Annotated in this window: 17 protein-coding genes; 11 read left to right on the top strand and 6 right to left on the bottom strand. The window is 58.5% G+C overall.

Annotation, left to right across the window (positions count from 1 at the left end):
- Positions 1 to 19: 19 nt before the first annotated feature.
- Genes gspE through gorA form a run of 10 tightly spaced genes read left to right on the top strand, consistent with a single transcriptional unit; the run spans position 20 to position 9168 of the window.
- Entirely contained in the window at positions 20 to 1528 is a 1509-nt protein-coding gene (gene gspE / locus AC13DJ_RS10980) for a type II secretion system ATPase GspE (protein ID WP_482933655.1), read from the top strand.
- A 3-nt stretch (positions 1529 to 1531) separates the two neighbouring features.
- Positions 1532 to 2743: a type II secretion system inner membrane protein GspF gene (gspF, locus tag AC13DJ_RS10985; protein WP_476130694.1), complete on the top strand. Its 1212-nt coding sequence runs from the start codon at positions 1532 to 1534 to the stop codon at positions 2741 to 2743.
- Positions 2744 to 2800: 57 nt separating this feature from the next.
- Positions 2801 to 3253 (top strand): type II secretion system major pseudopilin GspG, encoded by a 453-nt coding sequence (gspG, locus tag AC13DJ_RS10990; protein WP_058340998.1) that lies wholly within the window; start codon positions 2801 to 2803, stop codon positions 3251 to 3253.
- Between the two features lie 6 nt (positions 3254 to 3259).
- Positions 3260 to 3790: a type II secretion system minor pseudopilin GspH gene (gspH, locus tag AC13DJ_RS10995; protein WP_473801382.1), complete on the top strand. Its 531-nt coding sequence runs from the start codon at positions 3260 to 3262 to the stop codon at positions 3788 to 3790.
- The gene (gspI, locus tag AC13DJ_RS11000; protein ID WP_058340963.1) at positions 3784 to 4161 is read left to right on the top strand and encodes a type II secretion system minor pseudopilin GspI; all 378 of its coding nucleotides are present in this window, start codon (positions 3784 to 3786) and stop codon (positions 4159 to 4161) included. The genes gspH and gspI overlap by 7 nt, the downstream gene beginning before the upstream one ends.
- Positions 4158 to 4913: a type II secretion system minor pseudopilin GspJ gene (gene gspJ, locus AC13DJ_RS11005; RefSeq protein ID WP_474539990.1), complete on the top strand. Its 756-nt coding sequence runs from the start codon at positions 4158 to 4160 to the stop codon at positions 4911 to 4913. The genes gspI and gspJ overlap by 4 nt, the downstream gene beginning before the upstream one ends.
- A complete protein-coding gene (gene gspK, locus AC13DJ_RS11010; RefSeq protein ID WP_482933654.1) occupies positions 4913 to 5902 on the top strand; it encodes a type II secretion system minor pseudopilin GspK in 990 nt (329 codons plus the stop codon). Before gspJ ends, gspK begins: the two co-directional genes overlap by 1 nt.
- 2 nt (positions 5903 to 5904) lie before the next feature.
- On the top strand, positions 5905 to 7212 hold the full coding sequence (gene gspL / locus AC13DJ_RS11015) for a type II secretion system protein GspL (RefSeq protein WP_482933653.1): 1308 nt from the start codon (positions 5905 to 5907) through the stop codon (positions 7210 to 7212).
- 4 nt (positions 7213 to 7216) lie between these two features.
- Positions 7217 to 7750 carry a type II secretion system protein GspM gene (gene gspM / locus AC13DJ_RS11020; RefSeq protein WP_474539992.1) on the top strand — a complete coding sequence of 178 codons (534 nt, stop codon included), beginning with the start codon at positions 7217 to 7219 and terminating at the stop codon, positions 7748 to 7750.
- 56 nt (positions 7751 to 7806) lie between these two features.
- On the top strand, positions 7807 to 9168 hold the full coding sequence (gene gorA / locus AC13DJ_RS11025) for a glutathione-disulfide reductase (RefSeq protein ID WP_474539993.1): 1362 nt from the start codon (positions 7807 to 7809) through the stop codon (positions 9166 to 9168).
- Here the strand turns inward: gorA and AC13DJ_RS11030 are convergent.
- The 4 genes from AC13DJ_RS11030 to AC13DJ_RS11045 are packed head-to-tail and all read right to left on the bottom strand — an operon-like array spanning position 9165 to position 13896.
- A complete protein-coding gene (locus tag AC13DJ_RS11030; protein ID WP_474539994.1) occupies positions 9165 to 10679 on the bottom strand; it encodes a sensor histidine kinase in 1515 nt (504 codons plus the stop codon). The genes gorA and AC13DJ_RS11030 overlap by 4 nt on opposite strands.
- Positions 10676 to 11659 carry an ABC transporter substrate-binding protein gene (locus AC13DJ_RS11035; RefSeq protein WP_474539995.1) on the bottom strand — a complete coding sequence of 328 codons (984 nt, stop codon included), beginning with the start codon at positions 11657 to 11659 and terminating at the stop codon, positions 10676 to 10678. Before AC13DJ_RS11035 ends, AC13DJ_RS11030 begins: the two co-directional genes overlap by 4 nt.
- Positions 11660 to 11677: 18 nt before the next feature.
- Positions 11678 to 12865, bottom strand: coding sequence for a TonB-dependent receptor plug domain-containing protein (locus AC13DJ_RS11040; RefSeq protein WP_482936978.1), 1188 nt, complete (start codon positions 12863 to 12865; stop codon positions 11678 to 11680).
- Positions 12757 to 13896, bottom strand: a complete 1140-nt coding sequence (locus AC13DJ_RS11045) for a TonB-dependent receptor (RefSeq protein ID WP_482933652.1) — start codon at positions 13894 to 13896, stop codon at positions 12757 to 12759. The genes AC13DJ_RS11040 and AC13DJ_RS11045 overlap by 109 nt, the downstream gene beginning before the upstream one ends.
- Positions 13897 to 14019: 123 nt before the next feature.
- On the opposite strand from AC13DJ_RS11045, the gene AC13DJ_RS11050 reads away from it, so the two are divergent.
- A complete protein-coding gene (locus AC13DJ_RS11050; protein WP_474540750.1) occupies positions 14020 to 14685 on the top strand; it encodes a J domain-containing protein in 666 nt (221 codons plus the stop codon).
- Here the strand turns inward: AC13DJ_RS11050 and AC13DJ_RS11055 are convergent.
- Together AC13DJ_RS11055 and AC13DJ_RS11060 are read right to left on the bottom strand one after the other, a co-directional pair.
- A complete protein-coding gene (locus tag AC13DJ_RS11055) occupies positions 14659 to 15660 on the bottom strand; it encodes a bile acid:sodium symporter family protein (protein WP_288373332.1) in 1002 nt (333 codons plus the stop codon). The two genes, AC13DJ_RS11050 and AC13DJ_RS11055, sit on opposite strands and share 27 nt — an antisense overlap.
- A 3-nt stretch (positions 15661 to 15663) precedes the next feature.
- Positions 15664 to 16338: a FadR/GntR family transcriptional regulator gene (locus AC13DJ_RS11060; RefSeq protein ID WP_474540749.1), complete on the bottom strand. Its 675-nt coding sequence runs from the start codon at positions 16336 to 16338 to the stop codon at positions 15664 to 15666.
- Positions 16339 to 16421: the final 83 nt, after the last annotated feature.

Below are 16421 nucleotides of genomic sequence, written 5' to 3' on the forward strand. Positions count from 1 at the left end.
GATTTAAACGAGGAAGAGCTTGACCACCGAGACCGAAATTCAGCCGCAGGATGCTCCGCTGGGCCGACTTCCCTTTACCTTTGCCAAGCGTAACGGGGTAATCCTTACCCGTAACGACGATGGCGAGGCGGTCATTCTGGTAAAACCGGGGGCTTCCCACACTGCGCTGGCCGAGGCCAACCGGATCAGTGGTGGCCGGGCCCGCTTTACCACCATTGAAGCCGACCGCTTTGACCAGGCGCTGAACGCGGCCTACCAGAATGATTCCGCCGAAGCCATGCAGATGGTCGAAGGCATCGGCGATGATATGGACCTGGCCTCGCTGGCCGATTCCGTGCCGGAAACCGAAGACCTGCTGGAGCAGGAAGACGACGCGCCGATTATCCGGCTGATCAACGCCATCCTCACCGAGGCGGTGAAAACCAATGCCTCGGACGTGCACATCGAAACCTACGAAAAGCAGCTGGTTGTGCGGTTCCGTATCGATGGCGTGTTGCGGGAAGTGGTGCAGCCCAAGCGGGCCCTGGCGCCGTTGCTGGTGTCTCGTATCAAGGTTATGGCGAAGCTGGATATTGCCGAAAAGCGGGTGCCCCAGGATGGCCGTATTGCCCTTCGGGTAGCGGGCCGAGAAGTGGATATCCGGGTATCTACCATGCCGTCGTCCAGTGGCGAGCGGGTTGTGCTGCGTCTGCTCGACAAGCAGGCAGGCACCATTCGCCTGAAATCCCTCGGCATGGCCGGGCAAGACCTCAAGGTTCTGCGCAAGCTGATACACCGCCCCTACGGCATCATGCTGGTCACCGGCCCGACGGGTTCCGGTAAATCCACTACGCTGTACGCCTCGCTGCAGGAAATTAACGACCGCACCCGCAATATTCTGACCGTTGAAGACCCCATCGAATACAATTTGCCGGGCATTGGCCAGACTCAGGTAAACCCCAAGGTTGATATGACCTTTGCCCGTGGCCTGCGTGCCATTCTCCGGCAAGATCCGGATGTGGTGATGATTGGTGAAATCCGGGACCTGGAAACCGCCGAGATCGCCGTGCAGGCGAGTTTGACCGGCCACCTGGTGCTGTCCACCCTGCACACCAACACCGCTGTAGGCGCCATTACCCGTTTGATGGACATGGGCATCGAGCCGTTCCTGATTTCCTCCAGCCTGGTGGGCATTGTCGCCCAGCGGCTGGTGCGGGTGCTTTGTACCCACTGCCGGGAGCCCTATATCCCGACCGAAGAACATTGCCAGTTCCTGCAGCAGGACCCGGCCAATCCGCCAACGATTTTCCGCGCCAAGGGTTGCGAGCATTGCAACCAACTGGGCTACCGAGGGCGTATAGGCATCTATGAAGTGGTGGAAATAACGGAAGAGATCAGCAGCCTGATCCATAAACGGGCAGGGGAGCTCGACCTGGAGCGGGAAGCACGGCTGCACAGCCCGAGCATTCATTCCGACGGCGTTCAGAAAATCCTGAATGGCGTAACCACCGTGGAAGAAGTTCTGCGCGTAACCCACCGGAGCCAGTAATCCATGCCAGCGTACGAATACAAGGCACTGGACCCTCGGGGCAAGCAGAAGCAAGGGGTATTGGAAGCGGACGCGCCCCGGGCGGTACGCCAGCAACTTCGCGAAAAGGGCTTTACGCCACTGGCGGTAACGCCGGCGGTCGAAAAACAGGCCCGCAACAACCCGCTGAGCAGTCGTGGTTCCCTGAGCGCGGCAGACCTTGCCCTGGTAACCCGGCAGCTGGCAACGCTGATTCAGTCGGGTATCCCCATCGAACAGGCCTTGAGTGCTGCCGCCCAGCAGTCCAACAAGCCTCGCATTCGCAGTATGCTCATCGCCATCCGGGCCAAGGTCATGGAAGGCTACACACTGGCGGACAGTTTCGGGGAGTTCCCCAAAGCCTTTCCCCGTTTGTACCGTTCAACAGTAGCCGCCGGTGAACACGCCGGGCACCTGGACCTGGTACTGAACCGGCTTGCGGACTACACCGAAAGCCGCCAGGAAGCGCGACAGAAAATCCAGCTCGCAGCCATCTATCCGATCATACTGAGCGTGGTGGCCATCGCCATTGTGGTGTTTCTGCTTACCTACGTGGTGCCGGATATCATCGAAGTATTCCTCAAGCAGGGCCAGGACCTGCCGGGGCTGACGGTAGCGATGCTGTCGGTTTCGGAATTTCTCGGCTCTTACGGTGTCTATCTTCTGATACTGCTGGTGATTGCCATCATCGGCTTCCGGGTGGCGATCACCAAACCGGCATTCCGGATGAAATTCCACAAGCAGCTGCTGCACTTGCCGCTGTTTGCCGGCATGGTTCGGGGCGTTAACACGGCGCGCTATGCCAGCACACTCAGCATTCTGACGACCAGTGGCGTGCCCCTGGTCGAAGCCATGAAAATCGCCGGCGAGGTGTTATCCAACGATTACCTGCGCCGGGAACTGCGGGAAGCGGCACGAAAGGTCAGTGAAGGTGGCTCGTTACACCGTTCCCTGGACCAGACCGGCTATTTCCCGCCCATGATGTTGCACATGATTGCCAGTGGCGAGGCCAGTGGTGAGCTCGACAGCATGCTCGAGCGCACCGCGCGGATGCAGGAGAACACGCTGCAGTCCAAGATTGCCGCGATTGTCGGCTTATTCGAGCCACTGATGCTGCTGGTGATGGGCGTAGTGGTGCTGATTATCGTACTGGCCATCATGCTGCCGATTCTGAACATGAGTAACCTGGTGGGCTGACAGCCCCACCGCACAGAAGTAAAACAGGGAAAACACAGGTCTGACATGAGTGAAACTATGAAAAACATCGACAACGCCAACATTGCACGCAGCCGGGGCTTCACCCTGATTGAAATCATGGTGGTTATGGTCATCCTGGGCTTGCTGGTGGCCATCGTGGCGCCGAACATCATGGGCCGCAGTGACCAGGCCAAGGTAACCGTTGCCGAAACCCAGTTGAGCAACATTGCCAACGCACTCGACCTGTACCGCCTGGATAACAGCCATTACCCGTCTACCCAGCAGGGCCTGGAAGCGCTGGTGAGCAAGCCCAGTGGCAGCCCGGAACCGAAAAACTGGAATGCCGACGGTTACCTGAAGGGCGTGCCGGAAGATCCCTGGGGCAACCAGTACCAGTACGTGAGCCCGGGCCGGGAAGGCCCCTATGATCTGTACTCCTACGGTTCTGACGGCAACGAAGGCGGTGAGGGCGATGCAGCCGATATCAGCGCCTGGAACACCGGGAAGTAAGCGATTGTGCGCAACAGGGCGAACCAAGCCGGCTTTACGCTGATCGAAATACTGGTTGTCCTGATTATTGTCGGGCTGCTGGCAGCCCTTGCCGTGTTCAATATGGCCGGCAGCTCCCAGCAGCGCGAACTGGAAAGCCAGGTAAGGGACCTTTACCTGTTGATGCAGACCGCCTCGGAGCAGGCGGTTCTGAACAACCTGGAGCTGGGTTTGTTGTTTGAGGAAGACGGCTACCGCTTTGTCGCCTTCCAGGACGAATCCGGGGAATGGAAACCACCTGCCGAGCGCATGTACCGCAAACGAACCCTGCCGGAATGGCTGACGGTTACCCAATACGTCGAGAACGACGCCCCGCGCCTGACCAGTGCCGAAGATGAACTCCGGCCAGACCTTGTGTTCTTCTCCAGTGGCGAAACCACGCCGTTCGAAATCGAATTTACCATGGGCCGTGAGACCGAGAGCATGCACGTGCTTGCCTCAGACGGCATTTCGCCTATGGAATGGCGACAGCCGGGTGCCGGGGAAGACGAATGGTAAACCGGAATCGTGGCTTTACCTTGCTGGAAGTTCTTGTGGCACTGCTGGTGTTCGGCCTGATTGCCACGGCGGCAGCGGAGGTGGGCAGCAATTATATTTCCAGTTTCGAGCGGGTGCGGGACAAAACCCTGGCCGGCTGGCTGGCTGAAAACCGCGTGAACGAACTGCGCCTGCAGGAACAGCTACCGGATATCTCGGATAACTCTGAGGATACCGACTACGGCAACTACCGCTGGCGGGTAACGACCGTGGTGCTGGGTACCGCCGAGCCGACCATGCGCCGGGTGGAAGTGACCGTGGCCAAGTACCCGGATGGCCAGAGCGAGCCGTTTTCTGTGCATACACTCTCTGCCTTTCTGGGGGAGAAATGACGCCTCTTAAAGAACCGGTTCTGCCGCACCAGCAGGGCTTCACCCTGATGGAAGTTCTGATTGCCGTCACCATTACGGCGGTTATCGGCCTGGGCGTGTGGCAGGTGGTTAACGGCGTAGTCAATTCCCGGGACCGGGTGAACGAGCTTGCCGAGCAGTTCGATGGCTTGCAGAAGGCCATGTTGCTGCTGGAACGGGATATCACCCAGGTTGTTAACCGGCCGGTACGGGATGTGTACGGCGACTTTTCACCTGCACTGACCACCCGGGACGACGCCTTTGCACTGATGATTACCCGGCAGGGCTGGCGCAATCCCCTGGGGCTGCGGCGCAGTGGTCTGCAGCGGTCTGCCTGGGAGTTTACCGGTAGCGAACTGCGCCGGCGTTACTGGCCGGTGGTGGATGAAGGCCAGGAGGATTCCAGCCGGGACCTGCTGCTGCTTGAGAACGTGACCGAATTCGAAGTCCGTTTTATCGATGCCGACGGTAACCGCCATGAACAATGGCCGGATGACGAAGCCCTGGCGGGTTTGTCTCCGGGTGCCCGGCCCGATATCGCCTTGCCCCGGGGCATGGAAGTTACCCTGGAGCACGAGCGCTTTGGTGAACTGGTGAGAACTTTTACCCTGCCGGATTTTGATCCCCAGCAAGCCCAGGGCGTGATCAACCAGCAACTTGAAGCCGCAGAGTCCGACACGGATGAAGAAGAAGCGGAAGAACAGGCCGCTACCCAAGACGGAGGGGGTAGCTGATGCTTTTCCGGAACCAGAAAGGCGTGGCGCTGATCATGGTGCTGCTGGCCATGGCCCTGGTGGTCATGCTGGCCTCCGGTATGACCCGTCAGCAGAGCCTTCGGGTCTTCAAGGCCGGCCACTACCTGGCCCAGCAGCAAGGTTACAACATTGCCCTTGGCGCCGAGGAATTCGCCCGCCGGATCCTGGTGAGGGATTTCGAGGAAGACCGGGAAAACAGCCTGATGGTCGACAGCCCCGACGAGTTCTGGGCCATGAACGCTGCCATACTGCCGCTGGATGAAAACGGTGTGGCCGAAGTTCAGATTGACGACCTGGGTGGGCGCATAAACCTGAACGACCTGGTGACCACCAACGGGCAGGTGGATACACTCACCAAAGACCGCCTGACCCGGCTATTCGTAGCCCTGGGGATTACCGGGCTGAACGTGGATGCGCTGATTGACTGGATCGATTCGGACGACCAGACCGTGAGCGCGTACGGTGCCGAAGATGGCCAGTACCTGATGGCCGATCAACCGTTCCGAACTGCGAACCAGCCCTATGTCTCTATCACCGAATTGCGGCTGATCGAGGGCATGACCGAAGAAATCTATGTGGCATTAAGGCCCCATGTGACAGCGGTTCCGGTCAGTGGAATTGGTATCAATGTAAACTCGGCTACGGTGCCGGTGCTGATGTCGCTGCACAATGAGCTGAACGAGGCCCAGGCCCAGTCTATCGTGGCCCAGCGCGAAGAGGAGCGTTTCGAGGATCTCCAGGATTTTCTCGCATTGTCCGAGTTTTCCGGCCTTGGCCTGAAGCCAGCCGGCCTTACGCTGCAAACGCGGTTTTTTGAAGTTGTATCACGGATTACCTACGATAATCGTGTCGTTAATATGGTCAGTACGGTGTTTCGCAATCCCGAGGGTGAAGTCCGGACAGTTCACAGGGATACCGGACAGAAAAACCGGATCACAAAAGAACCCTTTACGTTCTCAGAAGGATAACCATGTCTTACCGCCTGTATGCACGGCCGTTGCCGCCGTTTGCGGATCCGGAGCAGAATCCGGACGCCCAGCTGTTTGACTGGGTTCTGCAGGATGCCAGTGGTGATACCCAGGCCCATGGCGAGGTCAGCACCCGCGAACACATCGAGCAGACCCTGGCGCAGAACGCGCTGGAAAAAGTCATTCTCATCGGGCTGATTCCCGGTGATGAAACCACCTTCTGTGTGGCCGATATCCCCGCCAGGCAGAGCCGTTTTATCCAGCAGGCCTTGCCGTTTGCGGTAGAAGAACAGGTGGCGCAGGACATCGAAACGGTGCACCTGGCCCTTGGCCGCCACACGCCGGACGGCTATCAGGTAGCGGCTATCGACAACCTGCAAATGGCGCGCTGGCAGCAACTGTTCAGCGGTTGGCAACACGTCCGCCTCGATGCCATCTATCCGGATGCGGCACTGCTGCCAGCCACCGACGGAGGCTGGAGCCTGTGCCTGGATGGCGAGTCTGTGATGCTGCTGAGCCAGCGTGGCGAATGGCTGCGCATGCAGGCCGACAACCTGCCACTGTTTGCCATGACCATGGCGACGCCGTCGGAAGACGAGGTAGTGGCGGAAATTCCGGTACAGGCGTTTGGTACTGAAACAGACCTGGACAGCTGGCAGGGCGCAATCAGTGAATTCTCCGGCAGCAGTGGCCGGTTGCAGGTACAAACCAGGCCATTGGAATTCTCGGTGCTGGAACTGCTGGCCTGGGCTCACCATCAACACCTGTCCCAGCCGGTCAACCTTTGCCAGGGTGCGTTTTCTGTAGAGACATCCGGTGCCAGCCCGCTCAAGCCCTGGAAGCCGCTGATTGCGGTTGCCGCCGTCTGGTTTGTGGTTCAGGTCGCACTGGAGGTGGGTATGGGCTTCTATCACCAGCAAAAGGCTGAGGAACTGCAGGGCCAGGCCATGGCGGTCTACCGGGAAGCCTTTCCTGGCGACCGTCGAACCCATGCCGGCAATGTGCGCCGGGTGATCGAAGGCCAGCTGCGGGTTGCGGGGTCGGGTAGCCAGGATGTTGATTTCATCACGCTGATGAAATTTACCGGTGACCAGTACAGCCGTGTACCGAATGCCAGCGCCATCACCTTTAACTCCATCAACTACAGCCGAACCCGTGGCGAGTTGGTGGTGGATGTGCGGGCCGACAACTACGACCGCCTGAGCCGTTTACGTAACGGCCTGGCCAATCAGGGGCTGCAGGCCCAGATTGGCTCGGTGGTGAATGAAGCAACAGGCGCCCGTGGCCGGCTGACTGTTTCCGGAGGTTAAGAGCATGTGGGCAAGAATCAAGGATCAGCCGGCGGTCGGTAAACTGATTGCAAAGTACGACCAGCTGCCTTCCCGGGACCGCCAGGCACTGGTCGTGCTAGTGGTGGCTTTGCTGCTGGCCGTGCTGTATTTCGCAGTTTGGGCGCCGGCGTCTGCGTTCAACGAAAAAGCCCGGGCCAGCCGTGAGAATGCCGGCGAATTGTTGGCCTGGATGCAGGCGAATGAAGCCACAATCAAACGGCTGGGCTCCAGCGGGGCACCGGCGAGTGGCTCGGCTAACGCAGACAAGCCTGAAAGCGGCCGTGAGCTGATGGCCCTGGTTACCCGGTCTGCCGGTGAAGCGGGGCTGGCGCTTCAGCGCTTTGAGCCCAGCGGCGATAGTGCAATCCGCGTGTGGCTGGAAGGCGTACCGTTTGCCGAAGTCGCTGCCTGGCTCGAGACAATGAACGGAAATCATGGCGTGATTATTGACCAGGCTTCCATGGATCGTGGTAATGAACCGGGAACGGTGTCCGTACGACTGACTCTTGCGATATGATTGGCTGGTAACTGATAGTATCCGATACAGATTCATCATGTAGAGCGGGAGATACAGTGTCTGACAGCCACGATTTTGACCTGATAGTGATTGGCGCCGGCTCCGGTGGAGTGCGGCTGGCAAGAATGTCTGCCCAGCGGGGCGCGCGGGTAGCGGTTGTGGAATCCCGCCACCTGGGCGGTACCTGTGTGAATATTGGTTGTGTTCCGAAAAAACTGTTTGTTTACGGGGCGCACGTCAGGGAAGAGCTGGAAGACGCCGCCGGCTATGGCTGGAACATCCCCACAGACGACGTAAGCTTCGACTGGCCAACCCTGGTGGCCAACAAGAATGCCGAAATCGAGCGCCTGAACGGCATCTATGGCCGACTGCTGGAAAACGCCGGTGTTGAAATTATCAACGGCACGGCCAGCCTTCAGGGCCCCAACACCGTTGCCGTCGGTGACAAGACCTACAGCGCAAAACACATTACCGTAGCCACCGGCAGCTGGCCGGTAGTGCCGGATATCCCCGGCAAGGAATGCCTGCTTACCTCCAATGACATGTTCTACCTGCCTCAGTTGCCACGGCACGCGGTGATCTGGGGTGGCGGCTACATTGCCGTTGAATTCGCCGGCATTCTGGCGGGCCTGGGTGTGGAAACCACCTTGCTGTACCGGGGTGACCTGTTCCTGCGCGGTTTCGATGGCGACGTTCGCCGCTTTACCGAAACGGAAATGCGCAAGAAAGGCGTGGATCTGCGCTTTGGCGTAACCATCAACTCGGTGGAATCCAGAGACGACCATTACCAGGTCAACCTCAGTAATGGCGACACCCTTGAAACCGGGCTGGTTATGGCGGCAACGGGCCGTCGTGCGCTGGTGGACGGGCTTGGTCTGACCGGTCTCGGTGTGGAGCTGACGGCGTCGGGCCATGTGAAAGTCGATGACCACTTTCAGACTGCTGTACCGTCCGTGTATGCGCTGGGTGATGTGATCGGAACGCCGCAGCTGACCCCGGTCGCCCTGGCGCAGGCCATGGTGCTGTCACGCCGTTTGTTTGGCGATGGACAGGGCGACATGGATTACAGCGCTATCCCGACGGCAGTGTTCTGCCAGCCGAATATCGGTACCGTGGGCCTGACTGAAGAAGAGGCGAGGGAAGCGGGCCATCAGGTGAGTGTTTTCCGGTCAGAATTCCGGCCTATGAAATACACCCTGAGTGGCCGTGAAGAGCGCTGCCTGATGAAGCTCGTGGTCGATAAAGAGACTGATAAGGTGCTGGGCGCCCACATGGTCGGCCCGGATGCCGGTGAAATCACCCAGGGCCTGGCGGTGGCCATCAAGGCCGGAGCCACCAAGGCCCAGTTCGATTCCACCATCGGCATTCACCCTACCTCTGCGGAGGAGTTTGTCACCATGCGGGAGCCGGTGGCTTAATCCTCACCGGATAGCTGGAAGGGCAGGTCAAAGCGGAAATAGGCTCCCTGTCCAAGGTCGGTATCGACCTGGACGTGGCCTCCCATCAGCTCTACCAGCCGCTGCACCATGGATAAACCCAGCCCGCTGCTGATGTGCATGCGGGTTGCGGTTCCTGCCAGCGACTGTTCATAGTGCGGCAACAGGTTGTCGAGCCTCTGGCCCGCATTGTTCGAGCCGAAACCACTGACTGTGCAGTTGAGCACCGCTTGCTTGCCATCAGCGGATGACCAGCTCGCCCTGACGCTGATATAGCCGTCTGTGGTGTATTTGAGTGAGTTCCCCAGCAAGCCCGCCAGAACCTGCCGAACCCGGGCAGAATCCCCAAGAACCAGGGCCTTTTCCGGCCAGCTTCCCTGAAAGTGCAGCTCCAGCATCAGCCCTTGTTGCTCGGCCGCAAGGCGGTACGAAGCCGCACAGTTACTGATCAGGTTGCGCAGGTCGAACTCCTGGTGCGCCAGTTCAAAGTGACCGTTTTCCATCTGCGCCAAGTCCAGCATGTCGGAAATAACCGTCATCAAATCCTGGGTAGACTTGCGGGCAGTTTCCAGATAATCCATCTGCTGTTTGCTTAACGGCTCCTCGTGTACCAGGTCAATCATACCCAGCACACCTTTCAGGGGTGTTCGCAGTTCCTGGCTCATGCCGGCCAGAAACTCGGACTTGGCCTGGCTGGCATATTCAGCCTTTTCCCTGGCCGTTTCCGAGAGGGCGAGGGTCTTTTCCCGGGATTCCCGGGCTTGCCCCAGATGCAGGGCCAGTTGGTTCAGCTGCTGCTGGATACTGGCAATTTCGCGGCCTCCTCCGTGAGTTTCGATGGGCTGTTCTTCATAATCCCCCTGCATCAACAGGTTTACCCGGCCGGATAACTGGCTGATAGCACGGAAAATAGCGCTGAGAAAATGATTCACCAACAGCATGGTGAATAACAGCATGGCAATGCCCACCGATAACGATGACCACAGCACTTCCTGCTGTCTTTCTTCCAGGATACGGGGGCTGACAGCTACCTCAAGGGTGCCCACACGCAGTGAGCCGGTGCTGAAGTTCCATTGGCCCGCCCGCCAGTCCGTTCCTGAGGAAAGCTCGACCGGTTCCTGCAGTATCTCTGCAGAATAGATCATTGGTGAGCCCGCGGTGCGATCACCAGATTCGGTGCTATTGCCCACAAACCCGATTTCTTCGCCAACCACATCCGTTACCCGGAGCCACTCCGCCTTGCTGCGCCGGAGCGACTGCCGCAGAACCTGTTCCAGGGCCCCGCGGTTACCGGAAACCACGGCGTATTCAAGGGCTGGTGCCAGGCTGTCCGCGAACAGCTGGCTGCTTTCAGCCAGGTCACGGCGCGAATCCTCCAGCCGGGCCGAGGTAAAGAACGCCATCAGCACCACAAACATCACGGCTGCTGGCAACACTCCGATCAATAGCCGGCGGGACAGCGACATGCCGGACTTTTGCTCCGGGCGACTCATTCTCCGGCCCCCTGCTGTTCCTGGATGAAGCGGTCAACCGCCTGTGCAATCCATTCCCGGTCGGGCAGGGGAATGTTCAGGGAGCGTGCGACCTGCTGGTTGACCTCTACGCGATATTCATCCGGATAGGCGGGTGCCGGCAGCTTTCCGGTTTCAAAGAATGCCCGCAAATAATCCGCGGTCTGTTTTGCCATGGTTGTAAAAGGTGCGTAGCTGGATGCCAGGGCGCCGGCCTTGACGTAGGCCTGGCTGGGGCCGATCAGGATTCGATTACGGCGGTAGGCGGTCAGCAGGATATGTTTGATGTTACGGGGGTTGTAGATCTTGTCATCCAGCCCCGCCAGTACAAAGTCACCGTAGGTCAGGGCGCGGTTAAGGCTTGGAATCAGCTGGTCGTCGCTGCTGACGATAAACATTCGGCCTTCCAGCCCGTAAGCCGGCAACTGTTCGATCAAAGGCTCATACATGTCTGCTGAATCAAGGGTGGCCAGCACGCTGACGCGGGTAGCCTGGGGGAGGATCGCCTTGCCCGTCAGCGCCTGGCGCAGTAGCGGCACGTCGTAGAACACTGCGGTCAGCTGCTCCCCGGTCTTGTCCAGGTAATTCTCTATCGCCTGCTTTTCCACGAGTAAGGCGATAATCGGTGCCGTGACTTCCTTATCCAGGAGCCCCGAAAAGGCTGCGGGCCCTATGGCTATAACCGGTCTGCCCGAGGCTACGGGCAAATGCTTTGCTTCAAGGGGCACCAGGTCAACCCGGCCATCCAGCTCCTTGCTGACCAGGTTGGTCATATGCTGGTCCAGCGCGGCATTGCCTGAGCCTTCAATGTAGGCCACCGGGTGTGTGATTGCGGCCGCCTGAACTTTCGAGCCCATCCATAAAAAACAAAGCAATAGCCAGAAGGCCATGCCAAGTGAATGTCGCAAAGATTTATGCACGGTTATTGTCATACCTTCCTGGCTGGTGTCGACATACATCATGGGTGCGTTCTGTTTCCATCAGAACCGGAGACCGGCTTCGACAAAGAACTGGTTATGGTCTTCGATATTATTGTCGGAGCTTAGCTCCGGATCCCGGTTCAAGTAGTGCTGCACGGTGAATGCCAGTTCGGCGCTGTATCGCGGGCCGAAAAAGCTCTTGCTGACCCGGGTGTCTATACGTTCAAACTGGGTATTGAACTCGTCTGCCCAGTAAAACGCCGAGGCGAACCGGAACCCCAGTGGCAAATTCTGGATGGCGGCAAGGCTGCCTGAATGGCGCACAGACATGCGGGTGAGCAGGGCTGCTGCCTTGTCCTGGGTATCGGTGTCGACATTGCCGTCCGCCCCGATAATCGGAGTGCCCGAGTACCATGTGTCCTGGTCCAGGTAGCCGTAGCTGGCCCGGAGGGTGGTGCCCGGGAAGTCCAGGGACGCCTCTACCTCGAAGCCCTTTTGGTCGACCGCCACGTTATTGTCGATGGTCCATTCTTTGAGTTGCAGTACGCCGCTGATCATATCCCTGAGCTCGTCCTTGAAGCCGCGGACCTCAAGTGAAAACAATGCGGACTCCATCGGGAACTGGCCAAAATAACTTATTTCACGGGAGGTTATGCGTTCTTCCTGCAAGTCTTTGCCAAGAGTTAAAACATCCAGGTCTTCCGCAGCTGCATAGGTATCCACCCGAAAACCCTCGAGGTCTGAATAGATCGCCGGCCGCACATTCGACAGTGTGTAACCCCAGTCGGGGTTCTGTTCGAATTCATCCGGTGTACGCACGACTTCGGAATAGACCAGTCGCAGCGCATGGCGGTTGCTCAGCGTGAAGTTGGCAGCGACGCGAGGTGAGAAATAGCCTTCGTCGGTGGTGCTGGTGTGTTCCCAGTTGCCGCCGGCGTTCAGGGTCATAAAGGAGATCGGAGTGTATTCCAGGTTACCGAAGTAGCGGGACTGATAGCTGTTGCCATGGCCGTTGAAGTAGGTTTCCGAGCGATAGGTGTCTTTGCGGAAGCCAGCGCCAGAAACAAGCTTCAGGTTGTCGCTGAACAGCAGGGTGTCCTGAAACTCAAATTCCAGGCGGGTGTCTTCGGAGTTGGCGTTCACCGTAGCAAATGCCCGTTCTCCGCCGCTGCTGGTAAAGCACAGTCGTTCACGGTCATCACCATTGTCGAAGTAGGTATATTCGTAAAGCGGAGTTCCGTTGCGCAGGCACTGGGCCGTATTGTCAGGGAAGGAAACGGCGTAGGCCTGCCGGCGATCAAAGTTCTCGACAGCGGCCTGGATGTGGAAAAATGCCGGTCTGACGTGGCGTAGTTAAACCGGGTTTGCAGGTAGAAATCCCTGACTTCGATATCCGGGTTTTCCAGCGGCTCCAGCTCGCCACTTTTGAAGCGATCCTGGTTATTGGTGCCATCGACCACGCCGCCGCGAAACTCCAGGTCGGCCTGGCTGTTTATTTGAAGACGTGAATCGTAGGTGAAGGAATTGATGTCATGGCCGTCGGAAAACGGCACCTGCTCATCCCCTTCAATCTGATAGTCAAAGCCGTCGAACTTGCGCTTTTCGTAAGTCAGGCGCCAGTCATAGTCAGACCCCGTATTGCCGACGGAGCCGAAGGTTCTCAGGTGCCCCCGCGAGCCCCGGGTAACCTTGAACTCGGCGCCACCGGTGTCAGCCGGGTCCCGGGTAATGATGTTGATGGTGCCGAGAAACGCATTAATGCCGTAGGCGGCCGAGTTTGGGCCCCTGGCTACTTCGATACGCTCAATCATCTCCAGCGGCACCGGCATGGTTTCCCAGTCCATATCCGACAGGGTGGCCCGGTGCGCCGTGCGGCCATCCACCAGGACCTGCATGCGGCGCTGCTCGTAGTGAACGGTGCCGTGGTAGGTGGTTACCGGTGTGTGGCTGCCAACAAAATTGACCACCATGCCGGGCACCAGGCGGAACACTTCGTACAGGTTAACAATGCCCAGGTTGCGAATCAGGTCGCCATCGATCACGGTGGTGCTGCCGGGAACCCGGGTTTTTGGCTGGCGTAACCGCGTAGTGGTAAGTACTTCCGGGATGTCTTCATTGAAACCGGCGTAGAACCCATTGCTGAATTCCGGCTCGCTTTGGGCAAGTGCCTGTGGCGCAACAGCAGCAGTTATGGAAACAGCCAACAAGCCGAGCGTAAATCGGGCTGAAAGTGCCGGTTTTCGGGGCAGGTTTGCCGCCAGGTAATTCGTAATGGGCATGGGTGTCGTTCTATAATTTGCCGAGCGGGCAGATTAGTTGCGTTTATTGCCTAATCGTAGGGTAGATCGGGCGATTTGTCTCGAGAAACATTACAAATCTTCCATGACCGGAGTTGCGAATTTATGAATTGTTGGGACATTCTGGGTATCGAGCCAACCGATAACCGGGAGCGGATACGGCAGGCTTACGAACAACAGATGAAGTTCGCCTCTGACCACGAAGCCGAAGCCCTCAGGCAGGCCTACCAGGAAGCAACGGGCCATGCCCCGTCGGCGGCAAAGGCACCGTCTGAGCCTGAATCACGGCCTGAGCCTCGGGTTGCTGCTGCAGATGCCCCGGAATCGACAGCCCCAATGGATGGTAACGACGCCCAGATCGTCCGTGAGGTGATTATCCAGGTTCGTGCACTGCTGAACGACAACGACCGACAGCAGGATGTAAATATCTGGAAGGCGATACTGTGTGAACCGCCAGCAGATCAGATGCCGTTACGGCGCGAGATTGCCAGCCAGCTGGAGCACCAGGTGCGGCCCATGGCCGAAAACGGCAGTTTCCCGGCACCGGTTGCCCGCTTTCTGGGGGACTGGTTTGAATGGTTCAGCGTGCAGGAAGCCAATCCGGAACCGGATGAGAGAAACTATCCGGAATCCGGAATGGCCGATGACCAGGGTTTTGACAACCAGGCCGAACAGCCGCCGCAGATGATGAATTTCTGGCCGGCGGTGATCGGCTGGATTGTCGGGCTGGCAATTCTGGCCGCGTTATTCGGTGGTATGGGCGGCGGCTGAGGCCTGCTCGATCTTTACACGGTACCTCTGGGCCAGGATGGCCCCTACAATCACCTGAATCTGGTTGTAGCACATTATGGGCAGCACGATCATGCCAAACCCGGGGTGGCCGGAGAACAGCACCTTGGCCATCGGCAGTCCTGACGCCAGGCTCTTCTTGGAGCCACAGAACACCACCGCGGCTTCGTCTTCCAGGCTGAAGCCCAGTTTTCTCACCATCATCCGTGCAATCAGCATAAACAGCGCCAGCAACCCGAAGCAGAGGACAATCGCCAGCACAATGGCCTGAACCGGCAGGTTCTGCCAGAGCCCGCTGACCACAGAGTGGGAGAAGGCGGAATAGACGATAATCCAGATAACGCACTGATCGTAGCGTGCCATCAACTTCTCGTTCCTGCCCAGGAACCCGCCCAGCCAGGGCCGCAGGGCGTGGCCCACCGCAAACGGCAAGAGCAACTGAAGGATAATGTCCTTGAGTGCTTCAAGCACCGCAAATTCGCCGGTGCCAGACGTGGAAACCAGCAACAGCAACAGAAACGGTGTCAGCATCATGCCAAACACATTGGAGGCGGCCGCACTGCAGATGGCTGCCGGCACATTGCCCCTGGCCATGGCGGTGTAGGCAATGGAAGAGGACACCGCTGAAGGCAGCACCCCCAGGTAGAGGAATCCCAGCCCCAGGTCTTTCGGCATCCAGTCCGGTGCTATGCCGCTAAGTGCGTTGACCGGAAGTACTGCCAGCGGAAAGAACACAAAGGTGAGGGAAGTGATCAGGATGTGCAGCCGCCAGTGGGTGGCGCCGTCAATAATCTGTTGTCGTGACAGTGCCGCACCGTGAAAAAAGAACAGCAGCGCAACCGCAATGGTGCCGGTGGTCGCCAGGGCATCGGCAGCACTTCCGGTTACCGGCAGGAAAGACGCCAGGACAATGGCGCCCAGCAACAACAATGTGAAGGTGTCTATCCGGAACTTCACGGCTTAATCCTCCCCGGTCAGGGCTTTCAGGCTTGGGGTGAGCAGGGCGCGGGACAGCGCTTCAGCCTTGGCTGCATCTTTACGGCGGATAGCCGCCAGCAGCAGTTCATGGTCTTCCTGGGTGGGTTCCGGAAGCTCCGAGTCGGTTTCTGTCTGTTCAATAGTCTGGCTGACGGCATGGGAAAAGTAGTCGTAGAGCTCAATCAGTGCCGAATTGCCGGACGCCCGTACCAGCGCGTGGTGAAAGTGCTCGTCGTGCAGTATGCGCTCGGAAACCCGCTCTCCGGCGGCAGCCCGTGCGTCCAGGGCACTGGTCATGGCCTTCAGGTCCTGCTCGGTTCTCCGCCCGGCGGCGAGCCTGGCCGCTTCGGTTTCCAGCATGATCCGAACCTCTATCTGCTCCGCCAGTTTGCTGCGGGCAATGCGCCGGAGAGTCTCTCCGGCATCCCGATTAGCCCTTACGTAGGTACCGTCGCCCTGACGGGTTTCCAGCATGCCAACGTGAACAAGCACCCGGACCGCTTCCCGGATGGTATTACGGCTGATGCCCAGAGCCTCCGAAAGCTCTGCTTCTACAGGTAAGCGAGTACCTACTGGCCATTCACCGCTTTCAATATTCTGACGAAGGCTTTCAATGGCCGTTTCCACCAGGGAGCCTTTTCGGATCGGTTTGAGCATTGTGGATCATCCCTCCATATGATGAACCAATCATCCTATGAATTAGCGATAAGTTCAAGCCACGCAGGGCACCGGCTTGAACG

The sequence above is a fragment of the Marinobacter sp. L-46 genome (assembly GCF_056859535.1).